Origin of the sequence: Thalassotalea euphylliae (genome assembly GCF_003390395.1) — a bacterium.
Taxonomy (GTDB): domain Bacteria; phylum Pseudomonadota; class Gammaproteobacteria; order Enterobacterales; family Alteromonadaceae; genus Thalassotalea_F; species Thalassotalea_F euphylliae_C.
The window spans coordinates 2,468,119-2,486,164 of record NZ_QUOV01000001.1; the positions used below are offsets into that span (position 1 = coordinate 2,468,119).

The following is an 18,046-nucleotide window of genomic DNA, read 5'->3' on the forward strand; positions in this document are numbered from 1 at the left end:
TTGCTAACAATTTCTATTTAGCCTTAAGGTAGTGAATAAACTATTAGCCCACCTTGTCTACTTCCCAATGAATGTAACAGTTTTCTGCCAAGGTAAACCTGCGAATAAAAAGCTAATCAGATAGCTCAAAAGCTAGTTTTATCAGTTTTTGATAGGCACCTAAAACCGCTCAGAAATTCCTGATAGCCCTTGCTGTCGAAATTAGTTGAACATTGGTTTAAATAACCATGTGAATATGGCACTTGATAGGCGGTCACATTTTCTTTAGTGGCCAATTTTTCAGTGAGTGCAGTTACGTCAAAATGAGATTCAGATTGCGGAAAAATTAGCCTTGTTTCTACATCAGGTGCTAGCGCGCTATAGTTGCGAATTTGACCACCATAAATACCGATAAACCTCCCTATTTCCGGTAGATTATAATCAAATAATAAACCAGTGTTATTCGAATGGCATGCCAGTAACCAAGCGGCAGATGCACCAACGCTAAAACCTAACACTGTTAAAGGCTTTGCTAGTTCATCTTGATTTAATGAAGTTAGAAATTTAACCAGCATATCAGCGTATGTTTCAACGCCAATATGCTGAGAGAAATACTGATAGGCAGCTTGTTCGTCGGTGAAATTAAGCTTTTCACCTTGGTATGGATCAAACAAAACTGTTTGCGAGCCTGTTATATCGGCAAGTGAATTAGCGAGCGCTTCAAACGCAGGTGTGCGACCGAAGATATCGCTTACCAATACTATCGTCACCTGCATATTCCCTTAAACACGCAAAAATACCTAGCCTTATTCTTCGTCCTGCTTGTCTATTTCTTGGGCTATCTCGCGATCTATTTCGTTGGGCGCTAACTTAGGACCTTTACGCATAATTGGCATATCGCCAGCGTCTTGTAGTGTAAACATAGTTTTCTTATTCACACGTTTAGCTTTTGGTGCTGTCGATTTAGCCGCTGCTTTTTTCGGCTGCACTTTTTTCATTGGCTTTTTCTTCGGCTTAGGTTTTAAGCCTTTAAACTTGGCTTTTAAACCTTCAATTTCATCAAAGCTTATAGTTTGCTGTAAAAAGCCTTCTACATTTTTGAAGCTCAGCCAGTCTTTAGGACCAACAAATGAGATGGCATCACCTTTGTTACCTGCACGACCTGTACGACCGATGCGGTGGACAAATTCTTCGGTATGCTTCGGCATATCAAAATTGATCACGTGCGATACATTCATTAGATCTAAGCCACGCGAAGCGAGGTCTGTAGTGATCAATACTTTGTGACGACCTTTAGCAAAACTTTCCATAATCTGGTTGCGCTTGCTTTGGTTTAAATCACCGCTTAGGGCAATGGCGTCTATGCCCTGCTCGCTTAGCTCTCCTGCCAAACGTTCAGTATCACTGCGGGTTGCAGTAAAGATGATTAGCTGCTGAATCTCTTCATTTTTTAGCACATGGCTCAGCATAGCTTGCTTGTGATCTAGGTTGTCCACTAGATAAAAACGTTTGTTGATATCTTGGTGCTCAGTGTGACCGTGTTCAATCGCGATACGCTTAGGTGACTTTAATAAATCAACAGCAAAGTCATTGACTTGGGCGTGATCTAAGGTTGCTGAGAATAGCAAGGTTTGGCGTTTACGGTGATCGGCTGCCTTATTTATTTTCGCTAGTTGCTCAGCAAAACCTAAGTCGAGCATGCGATCGGCTTCATCGAGTACTAAAAGCTCTAAACCTTGTAAGTAGAAATGCCCTTGGTCTAAGTGATCCGCTAAACGACCTGGCGTTGCCACAATAAAGTGTGGATCTTTACTTAAGGTTTTGACCTGATCGTTAAAGTTTTCACCACCTAAAATTAATACCGTTTTAAATTGAGTATTGGCGGTAAATAAGCGCAGTTGACCGTATACTTGTTTCGCTAATTCGCGCGTTGGCGCCAAAATCAATACACGCGGATCTTTCTTGGATAACGCGCGTTGAGTACTAACACGTTGAATAGCTGGCAAAATAAAGGCTAAGGTTTTACCCGAGCCAGTTTTAGAAGACGCAATTAAGTCGTGACCTGCCACTGCAACCGGAATGGCTTTAGTTTGAATTTCGGTAGGCTCAGTAAACCCTTGATGTTCAATACTTTCCATTAAACGTTTATCTAAACCAAAATTGCTAAAATTCAATACTGTCTCCTAAAAATAAAATCTTGAATGACCTCATTATAGTTGCTCTGACCGCGACAACTTAACTAACAAAGTCGATGTAACTAATAAAAACTAAAAATGCTGAGCTGCCACATTTATAGAACTAGCAGCTCAGCATTCAAAAAGATAATGACTAGGTGCTTGCAGCCATCATAGCCATATAATAAACAATTAACTGTTCGCAACGCGCTCAGCAATAACCGCTAACGCCATATCAATACGCGCTAATACTTTTTCTTTTGGTAAAAGCTCTAGCGTGATATCAAGCGATGGTGAGTTACCAGCGCCCGTTGCCGCAACGCGAAGTGGCATACCCACTTTACCCATGCCTAAGCCAAGTTCTTCAGCCGTACCGTTAATCGCAGCGTGAATATCTGCTGCAACCCAGTTTTCAAGCGCAGCTAGCTTTTCTTTCACTAAAGTTAACGGCTCTGCCGCTACTGGACGTAAGTGTTTTTTCGCCGCTGTTGCATCAAACTCGGTAAAGTCTTGGTAGAAATAGCTAGAAATTTGCGCCATTTCTTTCAATGTTTTAACGCGATCTGCTTGTACTTTAACGATTTCAGCCAGTGCAGGGCCATTGTCAGTAGTGATACCTTGATCAGCCATATGCCATGCTAAATGCTCAGCCACATATTCTGGATCCATGGTTTTCATGTAGTGCTGGTTTACCCAGATAAGCTTGTCTGTGTTAAACGCTGATGGCGCACGGTTACAACCGGTTAAGTCGAATAGCTCAATCATTTCATCAATTGAGAAAATTTCTTGGTCGCCGTGTGACCAACCTAAACGCACTAAGTAGTTTAATAACGCTTCTGGCAGGTAACCTTCATCGCGATATTGCATTACGCTAACCGCGCCGTGACGCTTAGATAGACGCTTGCCGTCATCACCTAATATCATTGGAATATGAGCGTACTCAGGCAAGGTTGCGCCTAACGCATTTAAGATGTTGATTTGACGCGGCGTGTTGTTAACGTGATCATCACCGCGAACCACGTGAGTTACACCCATATCCCAGTCATCAACAACAACGGTTAAGTTATACGTTGGGCTGCCGTCTGAACGTGCGATAATCAAGTCATCAAGTTCTTGGTTAGCAATTACGATCTCGCCTTTAACTAAGTCTTTGATCACCACTTCACCGTCTAATGGGTTTTTAAAGCGAATTACGTAAGGCTTATCTTCAGGCCAATCTGTGCGCTCACGCCACATGCCGTTGTACTTCTCTTTTTCGCCTTTTTCACGCGCTGCTTCACGCATGGCTTCAACTTCTTCTGGCGTGCAGTAACAGCGATAAGCATTACCTGATTCAATTAACTGCGCAATCACTTCTTTATAACGGTCAAAACGCTCTGTTTGGAAGTAAGGGCCTTTGGTCCAATCTAACTTTAACCAGTTCATACCATCCATAATGGCGTCAACCGATTCCTGAGTTGAACGCTCTAAATCGGTATCTTCGATACGTAGGATAAAGTCGCCGCCATTTTTCTTTGCATATAACCAGCTATATAAAGCAGTACGAGCACCGCCAACGTGAAGGTAACCGGTTGGGCTTGGCGCAAAACGCGTAGTTAAAGTCATAAGTAATTCACCAACTAATTGAGTGAACAGACAAAGCGCGGTTTGCCTGTTCATTATTCTTAAAAAATTGCGCGCTATTTTATCAGCGCTATGCCTTATATAACAGCCTTATATACTAGCTTTTATTATGGTGAATACTGTTTAAGTGCCAAGAAAAGTATGTAAAACCAACACATTGCCGAATATTCCCGCAAACCATCTAAAATGCTGGCGATTTTCATAAAAATCGACTTTTATGTGTTGACAGTAAATCAAAGCTCCCTATAATACGCCCCCACAGAGACGGACGGTTAGCTCAGTTGGGAGAGCACCGCCCTTACAAGGCGGGGGTCACTGGTTCAAGCCCAGTACCGTCCACCACTTCTCACCTCAGGTTTTAAGTGTTAGGTCTCAATCACTTTATTACTCAGTGACTAAATAAGTAAATAATGACTCGGACGGTTAGCTCAGTTGGGAGAGCACCGCCCTTACAAGGCGGGGGTCACTGGTTCAAGCCCAGTACCGTCCACCACTATCTTTTTTGGTAGTAATGGTCTAGATGGTTTGTAAAAATGGAGTACACCTTCTACTCTTTACAACCCGAACCAAGTCACTGATTCAAATCAGTAACTTAACCACTTCTCTTGAGAAACAAGTGGCTAAATAAAGATAACTCAATCGACCCGGACGGTTAGCTCAGTTGGGAGAGCACCGCCCTTACAAGGCGGGGGTCACTGGTTCAAGCCCAGTACCGTCCACCACTATCTTTATTGGTAGTAACGGTCTAGATGGTTTGTAAAAATGAAGTACACCTTCTACTCTTTACAACCCGAACCAAGTCACTGATTCAAATCAGTAACTTAACCACTTCTTTTGAGAAACGAGTGGCTAAACAAAGATAACTCAACGACCCGGACGGTTAGCTCAGTTGGGAGAGCACCGCCCTTACAAGGCGGGGGTCACTGGTTCAAGCCCAGTACCGTCCACCACTTTTCTTGAGAAACAAGTGGCTAAATAAAGATAACTCAAACGACCCGGACGGTTAGCTCAGTTGGGAGAGCACCGCCCTTACAAGGCGGGGGTCACTGGTTCAAGCCCAGTACCGTCCACCACTTCTTAAAGTTATATCCTCTTAATTTATCCATTTATTCGTTTATCCCTTAATCTAGTCCTGTAAGTTTTATTCCTTTAACTACTGGTAAGCAAAGAGAACTCTTTACTCTTTACTCTTTACTCTTTAAAACCTATACCAATGCATTAGTTCAAGCCCTACACTTTCAGCTACGTTTAATTTTCTTCTTAATACTCTATTTAGTTCTAAAAATTAAGAACACTTTGTACGGTTTGTAAACACCACAGAGCTATTACTTCACCAGCGCTATTTACTAACACTGTTTGCCAACACTAGTTGCTCCCTAGCCAAAGGCTTTGAAGTAAAGAAACCATTCTAATTTTGTCCGCTATTGTCAAAAATAAATGAGTTGTCACGTGCTCTTATTCCATAATAAATTCTGTTTTCAAAACTTTATTTATTACGACTCATAATGACTTCTGTCTATTCATCAAAGCTCGCTTCAGATTACTTGCCCAAATATGTGCTATCGTTATTTTTTAATGACTTTATTTTGACTAAATAAAATGTGTGGTTGGGTAGACTTCCCACCTCTACCTAGTAGTTGTAAGGGACACTTACGTATAGGAAATATCCAATGGCTACAATCACATTAACCGAAGAACAGCGTAAAGCGATAAAGCAGGATTTTGAAAACCAAGTAGAAATGCTGAGTGACGAAGAAGTTGAGGTACTCGCAAGTAAGATCAATGACAAGGTCAATATTCCCTTCGTTAGAGAGAAAAAGGAGCAAATGATCTTAGTCAAAACGGTGAAAAAGTTTGATCGCCTGCTCTATAAAAACTTGCCAAATGAGTTGTACGGTTTAGTTAAAGACTCACAAGATGGCATCTCTGATGACGAAGCCAAAGAGCTTGAAGCTACCTTAACCGAAAGACTTAACAAAAAGTTTGATATTCCCTACATCCCAGAAATCATTGAAGTTAAAATTTTTAAGTTATTAGTTGGCTTTATTGTAAGTGCGATGAGAAAAAACTTCAGCATTCTTCACCAAGCTTGATCACTATCGGTACTATGGAAGGTTAACAACTATAGCCTTGTTACTAAAAAGCCTTCCATAGCGTAAAGTTCGCCCTCACTTTTAGGGTACTCCTTTATTTGCTCCCCAATGCTGAGTAAACGCCATATCTCACTTAGTAAATGACTAGTTTAAGTCTATAATCCAAGATAATTATTCAAAGATTATCAAATAGTATTAAACAATATGCTAGTAGACGATTTACAAGTTGTACTAAAAGTTGCTGAATTTCAAAGTATTAAACAAGCCGCCGACAGTTTAGATATCCGCGTAGCCACTGCGAGTACAGCAGTTAAGCGAGTAGAAAAGCATTACGGCATTGAACTGTTCGTGCGCTCGACAAGACAATTACGTTTATCTTCTGCTGGTGAAAAATATATTCCACGTATCGAACAAGCAGTATTAACCCTAAATCAAATAGGTCAAAGCGCTCAGGATGAACTTAATCTTGTTGATGGCGAATTACGCCTTGCAGTGCCTTCAGATTTGGGTCGTAATATCTTACTGCCGTGGTTAGATGATTTTATTGAAGAACACCCAAAACTCAGCATTAAGCTAAATATCGGGGACCGAAACACAGACTTTTATCGCGATCCGGTAGACGTTGCCCTACGTTACGGCGTTCCAAAAGACTCAAACATGTTTGGTTTTAAAATATGTGACGTACCACGAATATTATGTGCAGCCCCGTCATATCTCAACAAAGTTACACCACCTAAGCACCCTAACGATCTAACGAAACTAAATGGTTTGTGCTACCAAATTCGAGATTTAGTTAACAATACATGGGAGTTTTCTAAAGGTGACGAGACCTTTAAAGTTAAAGTCCCTAGTAACCGTGTTGTCAATGACGCCGAAATAGTTAGACGCTGGTGTGTAGCAGGTTATGGCGTTGCGACGAAATCGGTGTTAGATATGTCGACCGATTTACTTGCTGGTCGAGTAGTCAATTTAATGCCTGATTATTCCCCAAGCCCTAAAGAGCTTTGGCTGATCTGCCCTTCTCGTCAATTAATTACACCTGCAGTGCGTTTACTTCGTGACCACATTACCCAGCGATGCCAGCAATTACTCGAGGAATTGCGCAGTTCTGGCCATCTCGTATAACCTACTATCGCCAATCTAGTTAGGTTTGAAATATTTAAAAAATAATTTTCATACACATACACATACACATACACATACACAATAGTGCCAATTTAAATCAAAGATTACATTGGCACTAACCAATTTAATACATTACTATATTAGTAATATCTAATTTAGGTTTTTCTAATTTATATTTTCCTAATGTGACTATTTCTAATGTTAGAAAATACTAATGTAAAACTTTGGTATGAAAATGAACCCTGAACAATTGCACCAGCAAGTTACTCTTGCAAGTAGCTATTTAAAACGTTTAAGTCATCCCGTGAGGTTGCTGGTGCTATGTACGCTGGTCGAAGGCGAACGTTCAGTTAGCGAGCTCAGTGAGTTAAGTGAACTTGCCAATGTCAGCCAATCCGCTCTTTCACAGCACCTCGCGGTACTGCGCGAACATGGTTTAGTCAGCACGCGACGTGAGTCTCAAACCATTTTTTATTCCCTAGCAGATGAACACTGCATCAAAATTATTGATGTACTCCACGAAATTTTTTGTCCTACAAGCGAATGAGTAGCTTTATGAAAATGACACCAGCAAGCCTTGTCGACCATGCTCGCCAAGAAATCAATGAAATTAGTATTGAGCAATGGCAGCAAAATGCAGAAGACTTTCTAGTCATCGATGTTAGAGATGTAAACGAGCTAGACAAAGGACAACTACCAAGCGCCAGCCATATTTCTCGAGGTTTATTAGAATTTCAAATATTGAATCACCCAAAGCTTGCTAAATTAACCGATGCAGAAAAAGCAGCAGCAAATATTTTACTTTATTGCCAGTCAGGTGGGCGCTCAGCGCTTGCTGCTCAATCACTTATGAATATGGGCTTTAATAATGTAAGTTCACTTGCGGGAGGCTATAACGAATGGTTGAAGTTAACAGCCAAGTAATCGTCAGCGCTCTCTCTGGTGGTGTACTCATTGGTTTAAGCGCCGTTTTAATGATGCTGCTATTTGGAAAAATAGCTGGAATTAGCGGTGCATTTGGTCAACTGATAACGATTAGCAAAGGTTCATTGAAAACAGCTGCATCAAGCTGGCAGTTCTACTTTCTTATTGGTTTGGCACTTGGTGGCTGGCTGTATAGTAAAGCTTTCGGTATTAACTTCGACATGCGAGAAAATTTCTCCACTAGCTTGCTTATTCTTTCAGGAATATTGGTCGGTTTTGGTACACAACTTGGCAACGGTTGTACTAGCGGTCACGGCGTTTGTGGCATCGCCCGATTATCGATACGTTCTATCCTAGCCACTTGTCTGTTTATGGGAAGCGCAATAGTTACCGTGTATTTAGTTAAGCTCTAAATGGATACTTAACTAGAAAAATACTACTAAAAATATTTGATTTGGAAGCAGCAGAATGAAACCGATCATTGCGCTAAGTATTGGCGTCTTATTTGGCTTTGGTTTAACCCTGGCACAAATGACCAACCCGCTAGCCGTTATTGGCTTTTTAGATATCACAGGAAAATGGGATATTCGACTTGCCTTTGTTATGTGTGCGGCACTACTTATTACGTTAGTTGGCTATCGTATTTTATTCAGTAAACTCAATAAGCCTTTGCTATCGCTTAAATTTCGTTTACCCAATAAAAGTAACATCGACAGTCAACTTATCATAGGTTCAATAATATTCGGCGTAGGTTGGGGGTTAAGTGGATACTGTCCAGGGCCAGCGATCGCAGGAATCACAATTAACCCAAGAGAAAGCCTCATTTTTATACTGGCCATGTTCGTCGGCGTTAAAGCTCATCACCTCAGCGTTGAAATTCAGCGTAAAGTTAAAATAGCCCAGTAGTCACATAGCTAAATTCCCAATTGCGCATACGTAGAAGAACTCTAGGCATAAAAAAAGCGAGCTCTGAGCTCGCTTTTTATTGAATCTTTTATTTGATATTAGCCATTTACGCGCTTGTTAGCAGCTTCAATCAAAGTAGCGTCAGTAATTGATGCCATTGCATCTTTTACTTTTGATTTTGGTAACTTGCTGATCATTAATGAACCAGTTTTTACTGCGCTTTTCTCTGATGCGAATGCTAATAAGTTTTGACCGTTACACTGAACACCGTCAAATACTGAACGAATTTTAAGGTTATTACTTTTTAGGAAAGAACGTAAACGCTTTTTGTTATCTGCTGACACATACTCACATAGGCTTTGAGCAACGTCTGAAGCGTTTGCCGCTGGAGTAACAGATACAGAAGAGATTAACGCGATTGCAGGAACTAGCAATAATTTTTTCATGGATTAAAAACCTTTACACAACAAGTCAAAAATATAAGTAAGTACTTGAAACGCACAAAAGGTCCCTGCTGCATTAGGTAGTACCGCTGTCGTAGTAGTTTATTGAACAGAAAATCCTGTTAAATAAAAACCTTAGACCGATAACTTTGCGTAGCACCCTTTCAGATACCTTGCCGTTTCTTGCGGCGCGAATTATACGCAAGGTAGTTTATTTAGCAAGCAGTTTTTTACATCTTTTTACTGTTTTATCTCAATGTTTTACCAAAAAAATTGTCTATTTTTCATTCAAACCCATGAGTTTATTAGCAATGCAGCATTTTTAGCACTGTGATAAAATGCGAAAAATTTTTTATATCGCTGATAAAAATATGGCAAACGTCTACTTAGTTGAAATTGATCAACAACCTATCGAACTCTATAAACTGCTAAAAATTGCTGATTTAGTGTCTGGTGGTGGTGAAGCAAAAGTATTGATCGCAGAAGGTTACGTATTGCTAAATAATGAAGTGGAATTTCAAAAGCGTAAAAAAGTTTACGATGGTGATTATATCCAACTAGGCGATAACATCATTGAAGTGCAATATGTGGCGCCTGAGTATGAGCCACAGTTAGTTGAATCTGCTTTGCAAGAAAATGAGCTGGTAGAAAGCGGACAAGAAAACAGCGACGGAGATGAACCATTTGCCTATCAAAATACCGAGCCTAAGCCACGCCAAGCAGCAACTAAACAGCAAGCAACAGGCGTTAACAAAAACTCAAGCAAATCAAAATCTAAAGCAGCTAAATCAAAAACTTCAGCTTTTAATAAAGGCAAGAAGAAAAATTCAAACGAGCCAGCCGACAGTTCAGGTAAAAAATCCGATAAAAACTCAGGGAAAAGGCGCGCTATTTCGTTTTAACACGCCAGCTATTTAAAGCCCCAATGGGTTAAGTGGGCTAAGTGGCTTAAGTGGCTTAAATTGCAAAATAAGCTATTTAAGCTTTTTCTCCCAAAATTCGGCTTTGCCCATGGCTGGATCTAACTCGTAACCTGTAAAGCCAAATTTTTCATAAGCGCTCATCGCCACTTTATTGCCTGTTAGTACTTCGAGCGTCACCTTGCTACAGCCTTTTTCTCTGGCAAGTGTTTCAACCGCAGCCAATAATTTTTGGCTTAAGCCTAAACCACGAAATTCACTATTTACCGCCATATCGTGAATATTAAGGATAGGCTTACAAGCAAAGGTAGAGAAGCTTTCGATACAGTTGGCTAAGCCCGCTGGCTGGTCATCGACATAGGCGATCAAGCTGGTCATAAAGTTGCGCTGTTGCAATGCTGCCGCCAAATTTTGCTTAGTATCCGGTGATAACGCTTCACCACCGCCCATGGGATCTTGAGCATATTGATCTAGCAATGTGATCAGCTCTGCCATTTGCTGTGCGTTGTGATAATCGACCTTACGTATTTCGACTGCCATAAATTTCCTATGTAAAACAGTAATATTATCGCAAATAAGCTACCTGCTTAGCACAGATTGTCAACCCTTCACTAGGCTAACTCAGCGACTAAACCAACTGCTAACCTTGCAAATGCTCGGCGTGAAATATTAAATGGTCATCAATAAAGCTGGCGATAAAGTAATAACTGTGATCATAGCCCGGCTGCATACGCAAGGTTAACTTGGAGCCATGTTGTTCAGCCGCAGCAGTTAGTGCCTCAGGCATTAGCTGTTCAGTTAAAAACTGATCGGCGTCACCTTGATCCACTAACATAGGCAGTTCAGCTTTATCTTGGGTGAGTAAGTAACTGGCATCATAGTTTTGCCAAGTTGATTTATCAGTGCCTAAGTAAGCACTAAACGCTTTTTGGCCCCAAGGGCAGCGCATTGGGTTAGCAATTGGGCTGAATGCCGAAATTGAGCGATAGGCCGATTGATTTTTCAAACCTATGGTAAGTGCACCATGGCCCCCCATGCTATGCCCAGAGATTGATTTTACAGATGTAACTGGAAAGTTCGCTTCGATTAATGCTGGCAACTCTTGGGTGATGTAATCATACATTTGGTAATGTGCAGACCAAGGCGCTTGTGTAGCGTTAAGGTAAAAGCCTGCGCCCTGCCCTAAATCATAGCCGTCATCATTTGCCACGTTTTCACCGCGCGGGCTAGTATCAGGGGCAACAATCGCAATACCCAACTCTGCAGCTTTGCGAAACGCTCCGGCTTTGTGCATAAAGTTTTCATCAGTGCAAGTTAGGCCCGATAACCAATAAAGCACAGGAACTGGGCTGCTAGCACTTGCCTGCGGCGGTAAATAAATAGCAAAGCGCATAGTGCAATTAAGGCCGTTCGAGTCGTGCGTATATTGTTTTTGCCAACCGTTAAATACTTTGTTTTGACTGATATTTTCAATCATTTTTGATGTCCTTAGATGGAATTCTTGTAATAAAAAACTCAGAGGCTAATCGCTAACATCTGAGTTTTTAATAAATCTAAATCATATTAACCATCGATTTATATGGCTCGATTGTCCATTCATCTTATTTATTCATCCTATTTATTCATATGAACAACCGAACGAATACTTTTCCCTTCGTGCATTAAATCAAAGGCGTGATTGACTTCATCTAAGCCCATGGTATGCGTAATAAACTCTTGCAAACCAAATTCACCAGCCATGTAGCGCTCAACAATTTCTGGTAACTCAGTGCGCCCTTTCACGCCGCCGAATGCCGTGCCACGCCATACGCGGCCAGTCACTAACTGGAACGGGCGAGTAGAGATTTCTTGACCAGCACCCGCCACACCAATAATCACTGACTCACCCCAGCCTTTGTGACAACACTCTAACGCTTGGCGCATCACGTTAACGTTACCGATGCATTCAAATGAATAATCAACGCCGCCATCCGTCATTTCAATAATTACTTCTTGAATTGGCTTATCAAACTCTTGCGGGTTAATCACATCAGTAGCGCCCAATTGTTTTGCCAGCTCAAATTTACTGTCGTTAATATCGACGCCAATAATGCGGCTTGCGCCCGCCATACGTGCACCAATAATCGCTGACAAACCAATACCACCTAAACCAAATATGGCCACCGTATCACCTTGTTCTACTTTAGCAGTATTCAGCACAGCGCCCATGCCAGTAGTAACACCACAGCCAAGTAAACATACTTCTTCCAGTGGTGCATGTTTATTCACTTTCGCCAATGAAATTTCAGGTAATACCGTGTATTCAGAAAAGGTTGAGCACCCCATGTAGTGATAAATTGGCTCACCATCTATGTAAAAACGTGTGGTGCCATCTGGCATTAAGCCTTTACCTTGAGTTTCACGCACCGCCTGACACAAGTTAGTTTTACCTGATTTACAGAACTTACATTCACGACATTCTGCGGTATACAGTGGAATAACGTGATCGCCAACGGCTACGCTAGTGACCCCTTCACCGACCATTTCCACAATACCGCCACCTTCGTGACCTAAAATTGACGGAAAAATACCTTCCGGGTCTTCACCTGATAACGTAAAGGCATCGGTATGGCAAACACCCGTGGCGACAATGCGCACTAACACTTCGCCCGCTTTTGGCAACTGCACATCCACCTCTTCCATTTTTAGCGGTTCGCCTGCCGCCCAAGCGACTGCAGCTTTAGATTTAATAAATTCTTGTCCAGGTTTGATATCAAGTGCCATAAGGGTTTCCTTTAATATTCTGTTTACGCTATGTGCGAGCTAACATGCTTTGCTAACTAAAGCTCAGTCTATATTGCATAGTATAGCTGTTTCTTATTTACTGATAATCCATCCATTTCACAATTTATTTTTACGTATTTGCAATAATCAGTTAAGCTTTTGCTAAATACACACTGAGTGAAATCATTGATATGGCAAATTGGGAGGGAGTAAGTGAGTTTGTTGCAGTGGCAGAAACAGCTAGCTTTACCTTGGCAGCCAATAAACTTTCAACCTCAGTCGCACAGGTGAGTCGACGAGTATCTGCTTTAGAAGAGCGATTAGCGGTAAAATTGCTACACAGAACCACGCGAAAAGTCACACTAAGTGAAGCTGGGCAAGTTTATTTTCAGCAGTGTAAACACTTAGTGGAAGGGCTAGAAGTGGCAGAACTGGCGGTCACGCAAATGCAAACCACGCCCAAAGGCTTGGTCAAAGTGACCGCTCCTGTCACTTATGGTGAGCAACACTTAGCATCATTGCTTAACCAGTTTTTAGCCCGTTATCCGCAAGTCAATATTGATCTTAACTTAACCAATCAACAATTAGATTTGCTGGAAGCGGGGATAGATATAGCAATACGTTTAGGTCGGCTAACTGATTCCACTATGATTGCCAAACGCCTCGCCTCTCGCCAGCTTTATGTTTGTGCCAGTAAAAAATACCTTGAGCGCCATGGTGAACCCCATAGTTTATCCGAACTGGCACATCACCAGTGTTTAGTTGGCTCCATTGAGCATTGGCGCTTTCAGGAAAAAGGTAGGGAAAAATCGATTCGCGTTGCGGGCCGACTAAAATGTAATAGTGGCAACGCCCTGCTTGATGCGGCTAAGCAAGGACTTGGGTTAGTGCAACTGCCAGACTACTACATAAAAGACGCATTACAATCTGGTGAATTAATTGAAGTGCTGCATCAGTATCGTGACGATAAAGAAGGCATCTGGGCACTGTATCCCAAAAACCGAAATTTATCGCCCAAAGTCAGGTTGCTGATTGACTTTCTTGCCGAGCACATTGGAAAACCGGCAACCCAAAAATAGGATACTAGTCCTAAGCTTGATGCGTTTCATAAATAGTAATTATCCCCTCAAGATAAGGCACGGCTTTACCTGAGATAATAACTCGCTCACCTGTTAGCTTATTCGTTGCTAACTGGCATTTTAATATACCGCCACGTTTCGATGCTTGATAAGCAATAAGTTCCGTTTTACCCAACTGTTCCGCCCAAAAAGGTGCCAATGCCGTATGAATTGAGCCCGTGACAGGATCTTCGTCACCGCCATTGGCAGGCCAAAAATATCGTGAGACAAAATCGTAGTCAGGTAGGTTATCGTCAATTAGGTTATTGGCACTGGGCGCTGTGACTACCACATCATAAGGCGCGAGTTGTTTAATCAACTGGCTGTCTTGCCTAACCGCTTTAACCTCTGCTTCCGTCTTATAAACTGCGATATAAGCTTGTTGATTCTTTAATACTTTTTCTGGCGCAAGCGATAGGCCATTAAGTAGTGCATCAGGTACTTCACTAACAGGCGTTGGTATGCGATTTGGAAAGTCCATATCAATATAACCGTCTGCACCTTGCCTAATCAACATAGCACCAACGGCAGGCGCAGAAATTGAACATTCGGTAAATTCTGGATTTTTGGAGAAGATCACCCAAGCGGATGCTAAGGTGGCATGTCCGCAAAAATCGATTTCCATCAGTGGTGAAAACCAACGAATGGCATAATGATTTTGCTTGCCCGAGTTTTCGCCTTCTGGCACTAAAAAGGCAGTTTCTGAGAGATTATTTTCCGTGGCAATCGACTGCATTAGTTCTTCTGACAACCAGCTATCAGTAATGATCACTGCCGCTGAATTACCGCCAAACTGATGATCGGCAAAGGCATCGACAACATTGATAGTAAGTTTCACGAATAACTTCTCCTAAAACCTTTTTTAGTTTTTATTACACTTGCACTTTGTAGGTAAGATCTTGCACTTCATCACCTGTCATACCGCGAAAGCCCCATTGGTAAGGCGCTTGTTCTTTAATGGTAATTTCAATATCGATTGGCGCAATATTTAGCTTAGTTTCCAACATGTAAAACAGCGTCTTGATTAATCGTTTTTGTGTCTCTGGCTGGCGCCCTGACATCATATTAATCTCAATAACAGTGTAAGCATCGCTGCGGCCAGCAGGATAGTAATAATCTTCTTTTGCTAATGGAATAAAACGTTGTGCGCGTTTATCTTCCGGCATACCCAGCACACTTTGCATACATTGATGCACAATGTCTGAAAGCTCAGCCTTGATCGGATTCAACCGTTCTTTAATGCCATAAATAACAATCATGCCCTGTACCGATTAAAAATAGTCATGCTTTTGAATAATTACGGTGGATAAAATTTGGCGCGATTTCGACGCTAGCTAGGCTAAAAAGCGTTTAATTTTATCAGCAATTTTAGTTAGCTCTTGCTGATCGCCCATTTCTACCGCATGTCCTTTAATGCCTGTCGCATTTAAAATTGAGCCCGGCAAAATATGAAAGTGGAAATGAGGCACTGTTTGCCCTACTTCCGCGCCGTTTAATTGGAACAAGGTAAAGCCAGTTACGCCCATTGCTTGCTCTACTGCCTTACCCACTTTTTGCACTGTTTTCATGCAGGCTAGTGATGCATCATCGGATAATTCATGCACTGTCACTGCCGCTTCTTTGGGAATGACCAAGGTATGGCCTGGCATTTGCGGCATAATATCCATAAATGCCAGTGTTTTATCGTCTTCATACACCTTGATGCACGGCGCTTCATCACGAAGAATTTTGGCGAAAATATTATTGTTGTCGTAGCTCATTGAAAATTTCTCTACTTGTTTGAATTAATGAGGTTATATTTTATCGCTTAAAAGGGCTTGTAAGGATTGCCACGTTAGCGTCGGCTCTTATCTGTGCCGCCTTATCTGCGCCACACTTATCTGCGCAGCTATTGTCCGCGCCAGAGTGCTGGAATCAGATGTTTTGCAAACGCTAGCTGACTAGCCAGATATCCTTGGTATTTAGGTAATGCGTCATCAATATCTGCGACGCGTTTATCATAAAAAATATGCAAAGATGGCGCTGGCACTATGCTTTGATCAGCAATACGCCTCGTTGGTACAAAAATCGTTTTAGGAATGGGAAAAAGCTGCAAGTATTCAATCGATAACTGCTGACACGCATGGCAGTATCCACGCTGCAAAATGGGCGGGAATTTCACTGAGCGATAATCCACTGTCCCTTCTGCCGGTTGCGTCACATCATGCACTCGAAAAAGCACTATATCAGAATAAGCGGCTTTGTTCGCTGCTTGGCAAATTGAACAATGGCAAATTGCCCGCAGCAAAGGTTTACCAGTTACCTGATAGCTAACCTCACCACATTGGCACCCGCATTGGCATCCGTATTGGTAGCCTATTTGATTTTCAGTTTGCATTTAACACTTCCATGATACATCGCTTTACTTACCCTACGTTTGTTACCCTATTTTTGGGGCTTGTCGAAATGGCTATCACTTTTGCTAATAGTTTGAGTACGTTAGCAATATTAAAAGTGGCTGACAATAGTTCTAGTGCAATGACTAGTCTCGGAAAACAAGCCATGCAAATTGCCAAGATAAGCATTTCCAAACGAAAAATGGTAAGGTGCAGATAATTATTAATGTAGCGTCAAACGCTAGCCGATTTAAGTCAGTTTAACTTTCACTTAAGCTTCACTTAAATTACGGAAAAGAATAAAGATACAACAATACCGTGATTAAACAAAACTCAGCTACTCGAATCTCAACTATTCAAAAATCAACTATTCAAAACGGCTCACCGATTTCTACTTCATTAACTTTTCGCACAAATTACAGTGCAGGTATTTTTTCTGCCTTAGCGCTGACTTTAGGGAGTTTATCGTTTACTGCTAGTGCTGCAAATTTACCCAGCCTGCCAGAGCCTATTGCCAATAATGCCGTAACTAAAATAACCGCTAAAGGCCATGACTATTTTCTCTCGTTTAATGGGCTAACCTCTGGTAAAGACTATCAAGCGGTCACCAATAAAGCCTTTATGCTTAAAGTTGGCGATAACAACTGGCAAACCATTAAGCCTGTGCCAATTGAAACGCCGGTGAATGGCTTAGTTGGTCGGTTAGCATCGGTCGCGACCAGTATTAACGGTAAAGCTTACGTGTTCGGTGGTTATACGGTGGCAAAAGATCACAGTGAAGTGTCGGTCCCTGATGTTTATGCATTCAATCCGTTAAGTAAATCCTATCGTCAATTAGCCCCCATGCCAGTACCCGTTGATGATAGCGTTGCACTGCCCTATCAAGATCGTTACATCTATTTAGTTAGTGGTTGGCATAACGACGGCAACGTTAATTTAGTGCAAGTTTATGATGTTAAAAACGACACATGGCAACAAGCGAGCCCGTATCCTGGCCGTCCGGTATTTGGTCAAGCAGGTGCAATTGCCAATGATCAGATGATTGTTTGTGATGGTGTGCGAGTTGACGTCCATCTTGATAAACGCCGTTCATATGCTGCCGAGCCAGCGTGTTATCTAGGCAAAATTAGTGACAAATCCCCTTATAAAATTGACTGGCGTAAAGTGGAGCACCCGACAGGGACTGCTCGCTACCGTATGGCAGCCATTGGTGATGATGCCACGAACTCGGCATATTTTGTCGGTGGCAGTGACAATCCGTACAATTATTCAGGTATCGGCTATAACGGCGTACCAAGTGAGCCAGATGGAAAAGTTTGGCAGTTTAAGTTTAGCGATAAACAATGGCAGCTTAGCAATGCGAAAACCGCGACCATGGACCATCGCATGCTAATCAAACATCAAGGCCAATTGCTATCGGTTGGCGGTATGCTTAAAGGCCAAGAAGTGACCGATAAGGTGATTGTGCAAGCTGACTTAAGCAAATAATGTTTAACTGAGTATTAGAAAAGTAAAACAACAACGGCTTAAACATCACAGGTTAAACAATAGCCTCAACAATCACTTGCCCAAGCTCTAGCCTGCGCAAACATAAATCACAGAA

General features: G+C 41.8%; 20 protein-coding genes, 5 tRNA genes and 1 riboswitch. Of the genes, 14 read left to right on the forward strand and 11 right to left on the reverse strand.

Annotated elements, in window-relative coordinates:
* Positions 1-125 precede the first annotated feature (125 nt).
* The 3 genes from DXX92_RS10965 to gltX form a co-directional block, all read right to left on the reverse strand.
* Positions 126-749 carry a hypothetical protein gene (locus DXX92_RS10965; RefSeq protein ID WP_147301950.1) on the reverse strand — a complete coding sequence of 208 codons (624 nt, stop codon included), beginning with the start codon at positions 747-749 and terminating at the stop codon, positions 126-128.
* 36 nt (positions 750-785) lie between these two features.
* A complete protein-coding gene (locus DXX92_RS10970) occupies positions 786-2,153 on the reverse strand; it encodes a DEAD/DEAH box helicase (protein WP_116000485.1) in 1,368 nt (455 codons plus the stop codon).
* 192 nt (positions 2,154-2,345) lie between these two features.
* Complete coding sequence (gltX, locus tag DXX92_RS10975; RefSeq protein WP_116002390.1) at positions 2,346-3,758, reverse strand: glutamate--tRNA ligase; 1,413 nt, start codon at positions 3,756-3,758, stop codon at positions 2,346-2,348.
* Positions 3,759-4,042: 284 nt separating this feature from the next.
* Here gltX and DXX92_RS10980 point away from each other — a divergent pair.
* From DXX92_RS10980 to DXX92_RS11030, 11 genes are all read left to right on the forward strand, one after another.
* Positions 4,043-4,118, forward strand: a tRNA-Val gene (locus DXX92_RS10980).
* 75 nt (positions 4,119-4,193) lie between these two features.
* Positions 4,194-4,269, forward strand: a tRNA-Val gene (locus DXX92_RS10985).
* A 153-nt stretch (positions 4,270-4,422) separates the two neighbouring features.
* Positions 4,423-4,498 (forward strand) — tRNA-Val (locus DXX92_RS10990).
* 152 nt (positions 4,499-4,650) lie between these two features.
* A tRNA-Val gene (locus tag DXX92_RS10995) sits at positions 4,651-4,726 on the forward strand.
* A 47-nt stretch (positions 4,727-4,773) separates the two neighbouring features.
* Positions 4,774-4,849 (forward strand) — tRNA-Val (locus tag DXX92_RS11000).
* Between the two features lie 597 nt (positions 4,850-5,446).
* Positions 5,447-5,869 carry a hypothetical protein gene (locus DXX92_RS11005; protein ID WP_116000486.1) on the forward strand — a complete coding sequence of 141 codons (423 nt, stop codon included), beginning with the start codon at positions 5,447-5,449 and terminating at the stop codon, positions 5,867-5,869.
* A 204-nt stretch (positions 5,870-6,073) separates the two neighbouring features.
* Complete coding sequence (locus DXX92_RS11010; protein ID WP_116000487.1) at positions 6,074-6,994, forward strand: LysR family transcriptional regulator; 921 nt, start codon at positions 6,074-6,076, stop codon at positions 6,992-6,994.
* A 235-nt stretch (positions 6,995-7,229) separates the two neighbouring features.
* The gene (locus DXX92_RS11015) at positions 7,230-7,541 is read left to right on the forward strand and encodes an ArsR/SmtB family transcription factor (protein ID WP_181901743.1); all 312 of its coding nucleotides are present in this window, start codon (positions 7,230-7,232) and stop codon (positions 7,539-7,541) included.
* Between the two features lie 8 nt (positions 7,542-7,549).
* Positions 7,550-7,918, forward strand: coding sequence for a rhodanese-like domain-containing protein (locus DXX92_RS11020; RefSeq protein WP_220347647.1), 369 nt, complete (start codon positions 7,550-7,552; stop codon positions 7,916-7,918).
* Positions 7,894-8,331, forward strand: a complete 438-nt coding sequence (locus tag DXX92_RS11025) for a YeeE/YedE family protein (protein WP_116000489.1) — start codon at positions 7,894-7,896, stop codon at positions 8,329-8,331. The genes DXX92_RS11020 and DXX92_RS11025 overlap by 25 nt, the downstream gene beginning before the upstream one ends.
* A gap of 55 nt (positions 8,332-8,386) precedes the next feature.
* Positions 8,387-8,824 carry a DUF6691 family protein gene (locus tag DXX92_RS11030; protein WP_116000490.1) on the forward strand — a complete coding sequence of 146 codons (438 nt, stop codon included), beginning with the start codon at positions 8,387-8,389 and terminating at the stop codon, positions 8,822-8,824.
* Between the two features lie 98 nt (positions 8,825-8,922).
* Here DXX92_RS11030 and DXX92_RS11035 read toward each other — a convergent pair whose 3' ends face one another.
* Positions 8,923-9,270, reverse strand: coding sequence for a DUF3718 domain-containing protein (locus DXX92_RS11035; protein WP_116000491.1), 348 nt, complete (start codon positions 9,268-9,270; stop codon positions 8,923-8,925).
* A 73-nt stretch (positions 9,271-9,343) separates the two neighbouring features.
* A riboswitch (cyclic di-GMP riboswitch) is annotated at positions 9,344-9,455 on the reverse strand.
* Between the two features lie 150 nt (positions 9,456-9,605).
* On the opposite strand from DXX92_RS11035, the gene DXX92_RS11040 reads away from it, so the two are divergent.
* Entirely contained in the window at positions 9,606-10,169 is a 564-nt protein-coding gene (locus DXX92_RS11040; RefSeq protein ID WP_245961464.1) for an RNA-binding S4 domain-containing protein, read from the forward strand.
* 72 nt (positions 10,170-10,241) lie between these two features.
* Here the strand turns inward: DXX92_RS11040 and DXX92_RS11045 are convergent, their stop codons facing one another.
* From DXX92_RS11045 to DXX92_RS11055, 3 genes are all read right to left on the reverse strand, one after another.
* Positions 10,242-10,727: a GNAT family N-acetyltransferase gene (locus DXX92_RS11045; protein ID WP_116000492.1), complete on the reverse strand. Its 486-nt coding sequence runs from the start codon at positions 10,725-10,727 to the stop codon at positions 10,242-10,244.
* Positions 10,728-10,827: 100 nt separating this feature from the next.
* Positions 10,828-11,664: an S-formylglutathione hydrolase gene (gene fghA, locus DXX92_RS11050; RefSeq protein ID WP_116000493.1), complete on the reverse strand. Its 837-nt coding sequence runs from the start codon at positions 11,662-11,664 to the stop codon at positions 10,828-10,830.
* Positions 11,665-11,801: 137 nt separating this feature from the next.
* Positions 11,802-12,950: an S-(hydroxymethyl)glutathione dehydrogenase/class III alcohol dehydrogenase gene (locus DXX92_RS11055; protein WP_116000494.1), complete on the reverse strand. Its 1,149-nt coding sequence runs from the start codon at positions 12,948-12,950 to the stop codon at positions 11,802-11,804.
* Between the two features lie 191 nt (positions 12,951-13,141).
* Here DXX92_RS11055 and DXX92_RS11060 point away from each other — a divergent pair, with 191 nt between their 5' ends.
* Positions 13,142-14,029, forward strand: coding sequence for a LysR family transcriptional regulator (locus DXX92_RS11060; RefSeq protein ID WP_116000495.1), 888 nt, complete (start codon positions 13,142-13,144; stop codon positions 14,027-14,029).
* A gap of 10 nt (positions 14,030-14,039) precedes the next feature.
* Here DXX92_RS11060 and DXX92_RS11065 read toward each other — a convergent pair whose 3' ends face one another.
* The 4 genes from DXX92_RS11065 to DXX92_RS11080 form a co-directional block, all read right to left on the reverse strand.
* Positions 14,040-14,906, reverse strand: a complete 867-nt coding sequence (locus DXX92_RS11065; protein ID WP_116000496.1) for a PhzF family phenazine biosynthesis protein — start codon at positions 14,904-14,906, stop codon at positions 14,040-14,042.
* A 34-nt stretch (positions 14,907-14,940) separates the two neighbouring features.
* On the reverse strand, positions 14,941-15,327 hold the full coding sequence (locus tag DXX92_RS11070) for a tautomerase family protein (protein WP_116000497.1): 387 nt from the start codon (positions 15,325-15,327) through the stop codon (positions 14,941-14,943).
* A gap of 75 nt (positions 15,328-15,402) precedes the next feature.
* Positions 15,403-15,828, reverse strand: coding sequence for an HIT family protein (locus DXX92_RS11075; RefSeq protein ID WP_116000498.1), 426 nt, complete (start codon positions 15,826-15,828; stop codon positions 15,403-15,405).
* 128 nt (positions 15,829-15,956) lie between these two features.
* Positions 15,957-16,445, reverse strand: a complete 489-nt coding sequence (locus DXX92_RS11080; RefSeq protein ID WP_116000499.1) for a GFA family protein — start codon at positions 16,443-16,445, stop codon at positions 15,957-15,959.
* Positions 16,446-16,761: 316 nt separating this feature from the next.
* On the opposite strand from DXX92_RS11080, the gene DXX92_RS11085 reads away from it, so the two are divergent.
* Positions 16,762-17,931: a Kelch repeat-containing protein gene (locus tag DXX92_RS11085; RefSeq protein ID WP_342768051.1), complete on the forward strand. Its 1,170-nt coding sequence runs from the start codon at positions 16,762-16,764 to the stop codon at positions 17,929-17,931.
* Positions 17,932-18,046 lie beyond the last annotated feature (115 nt).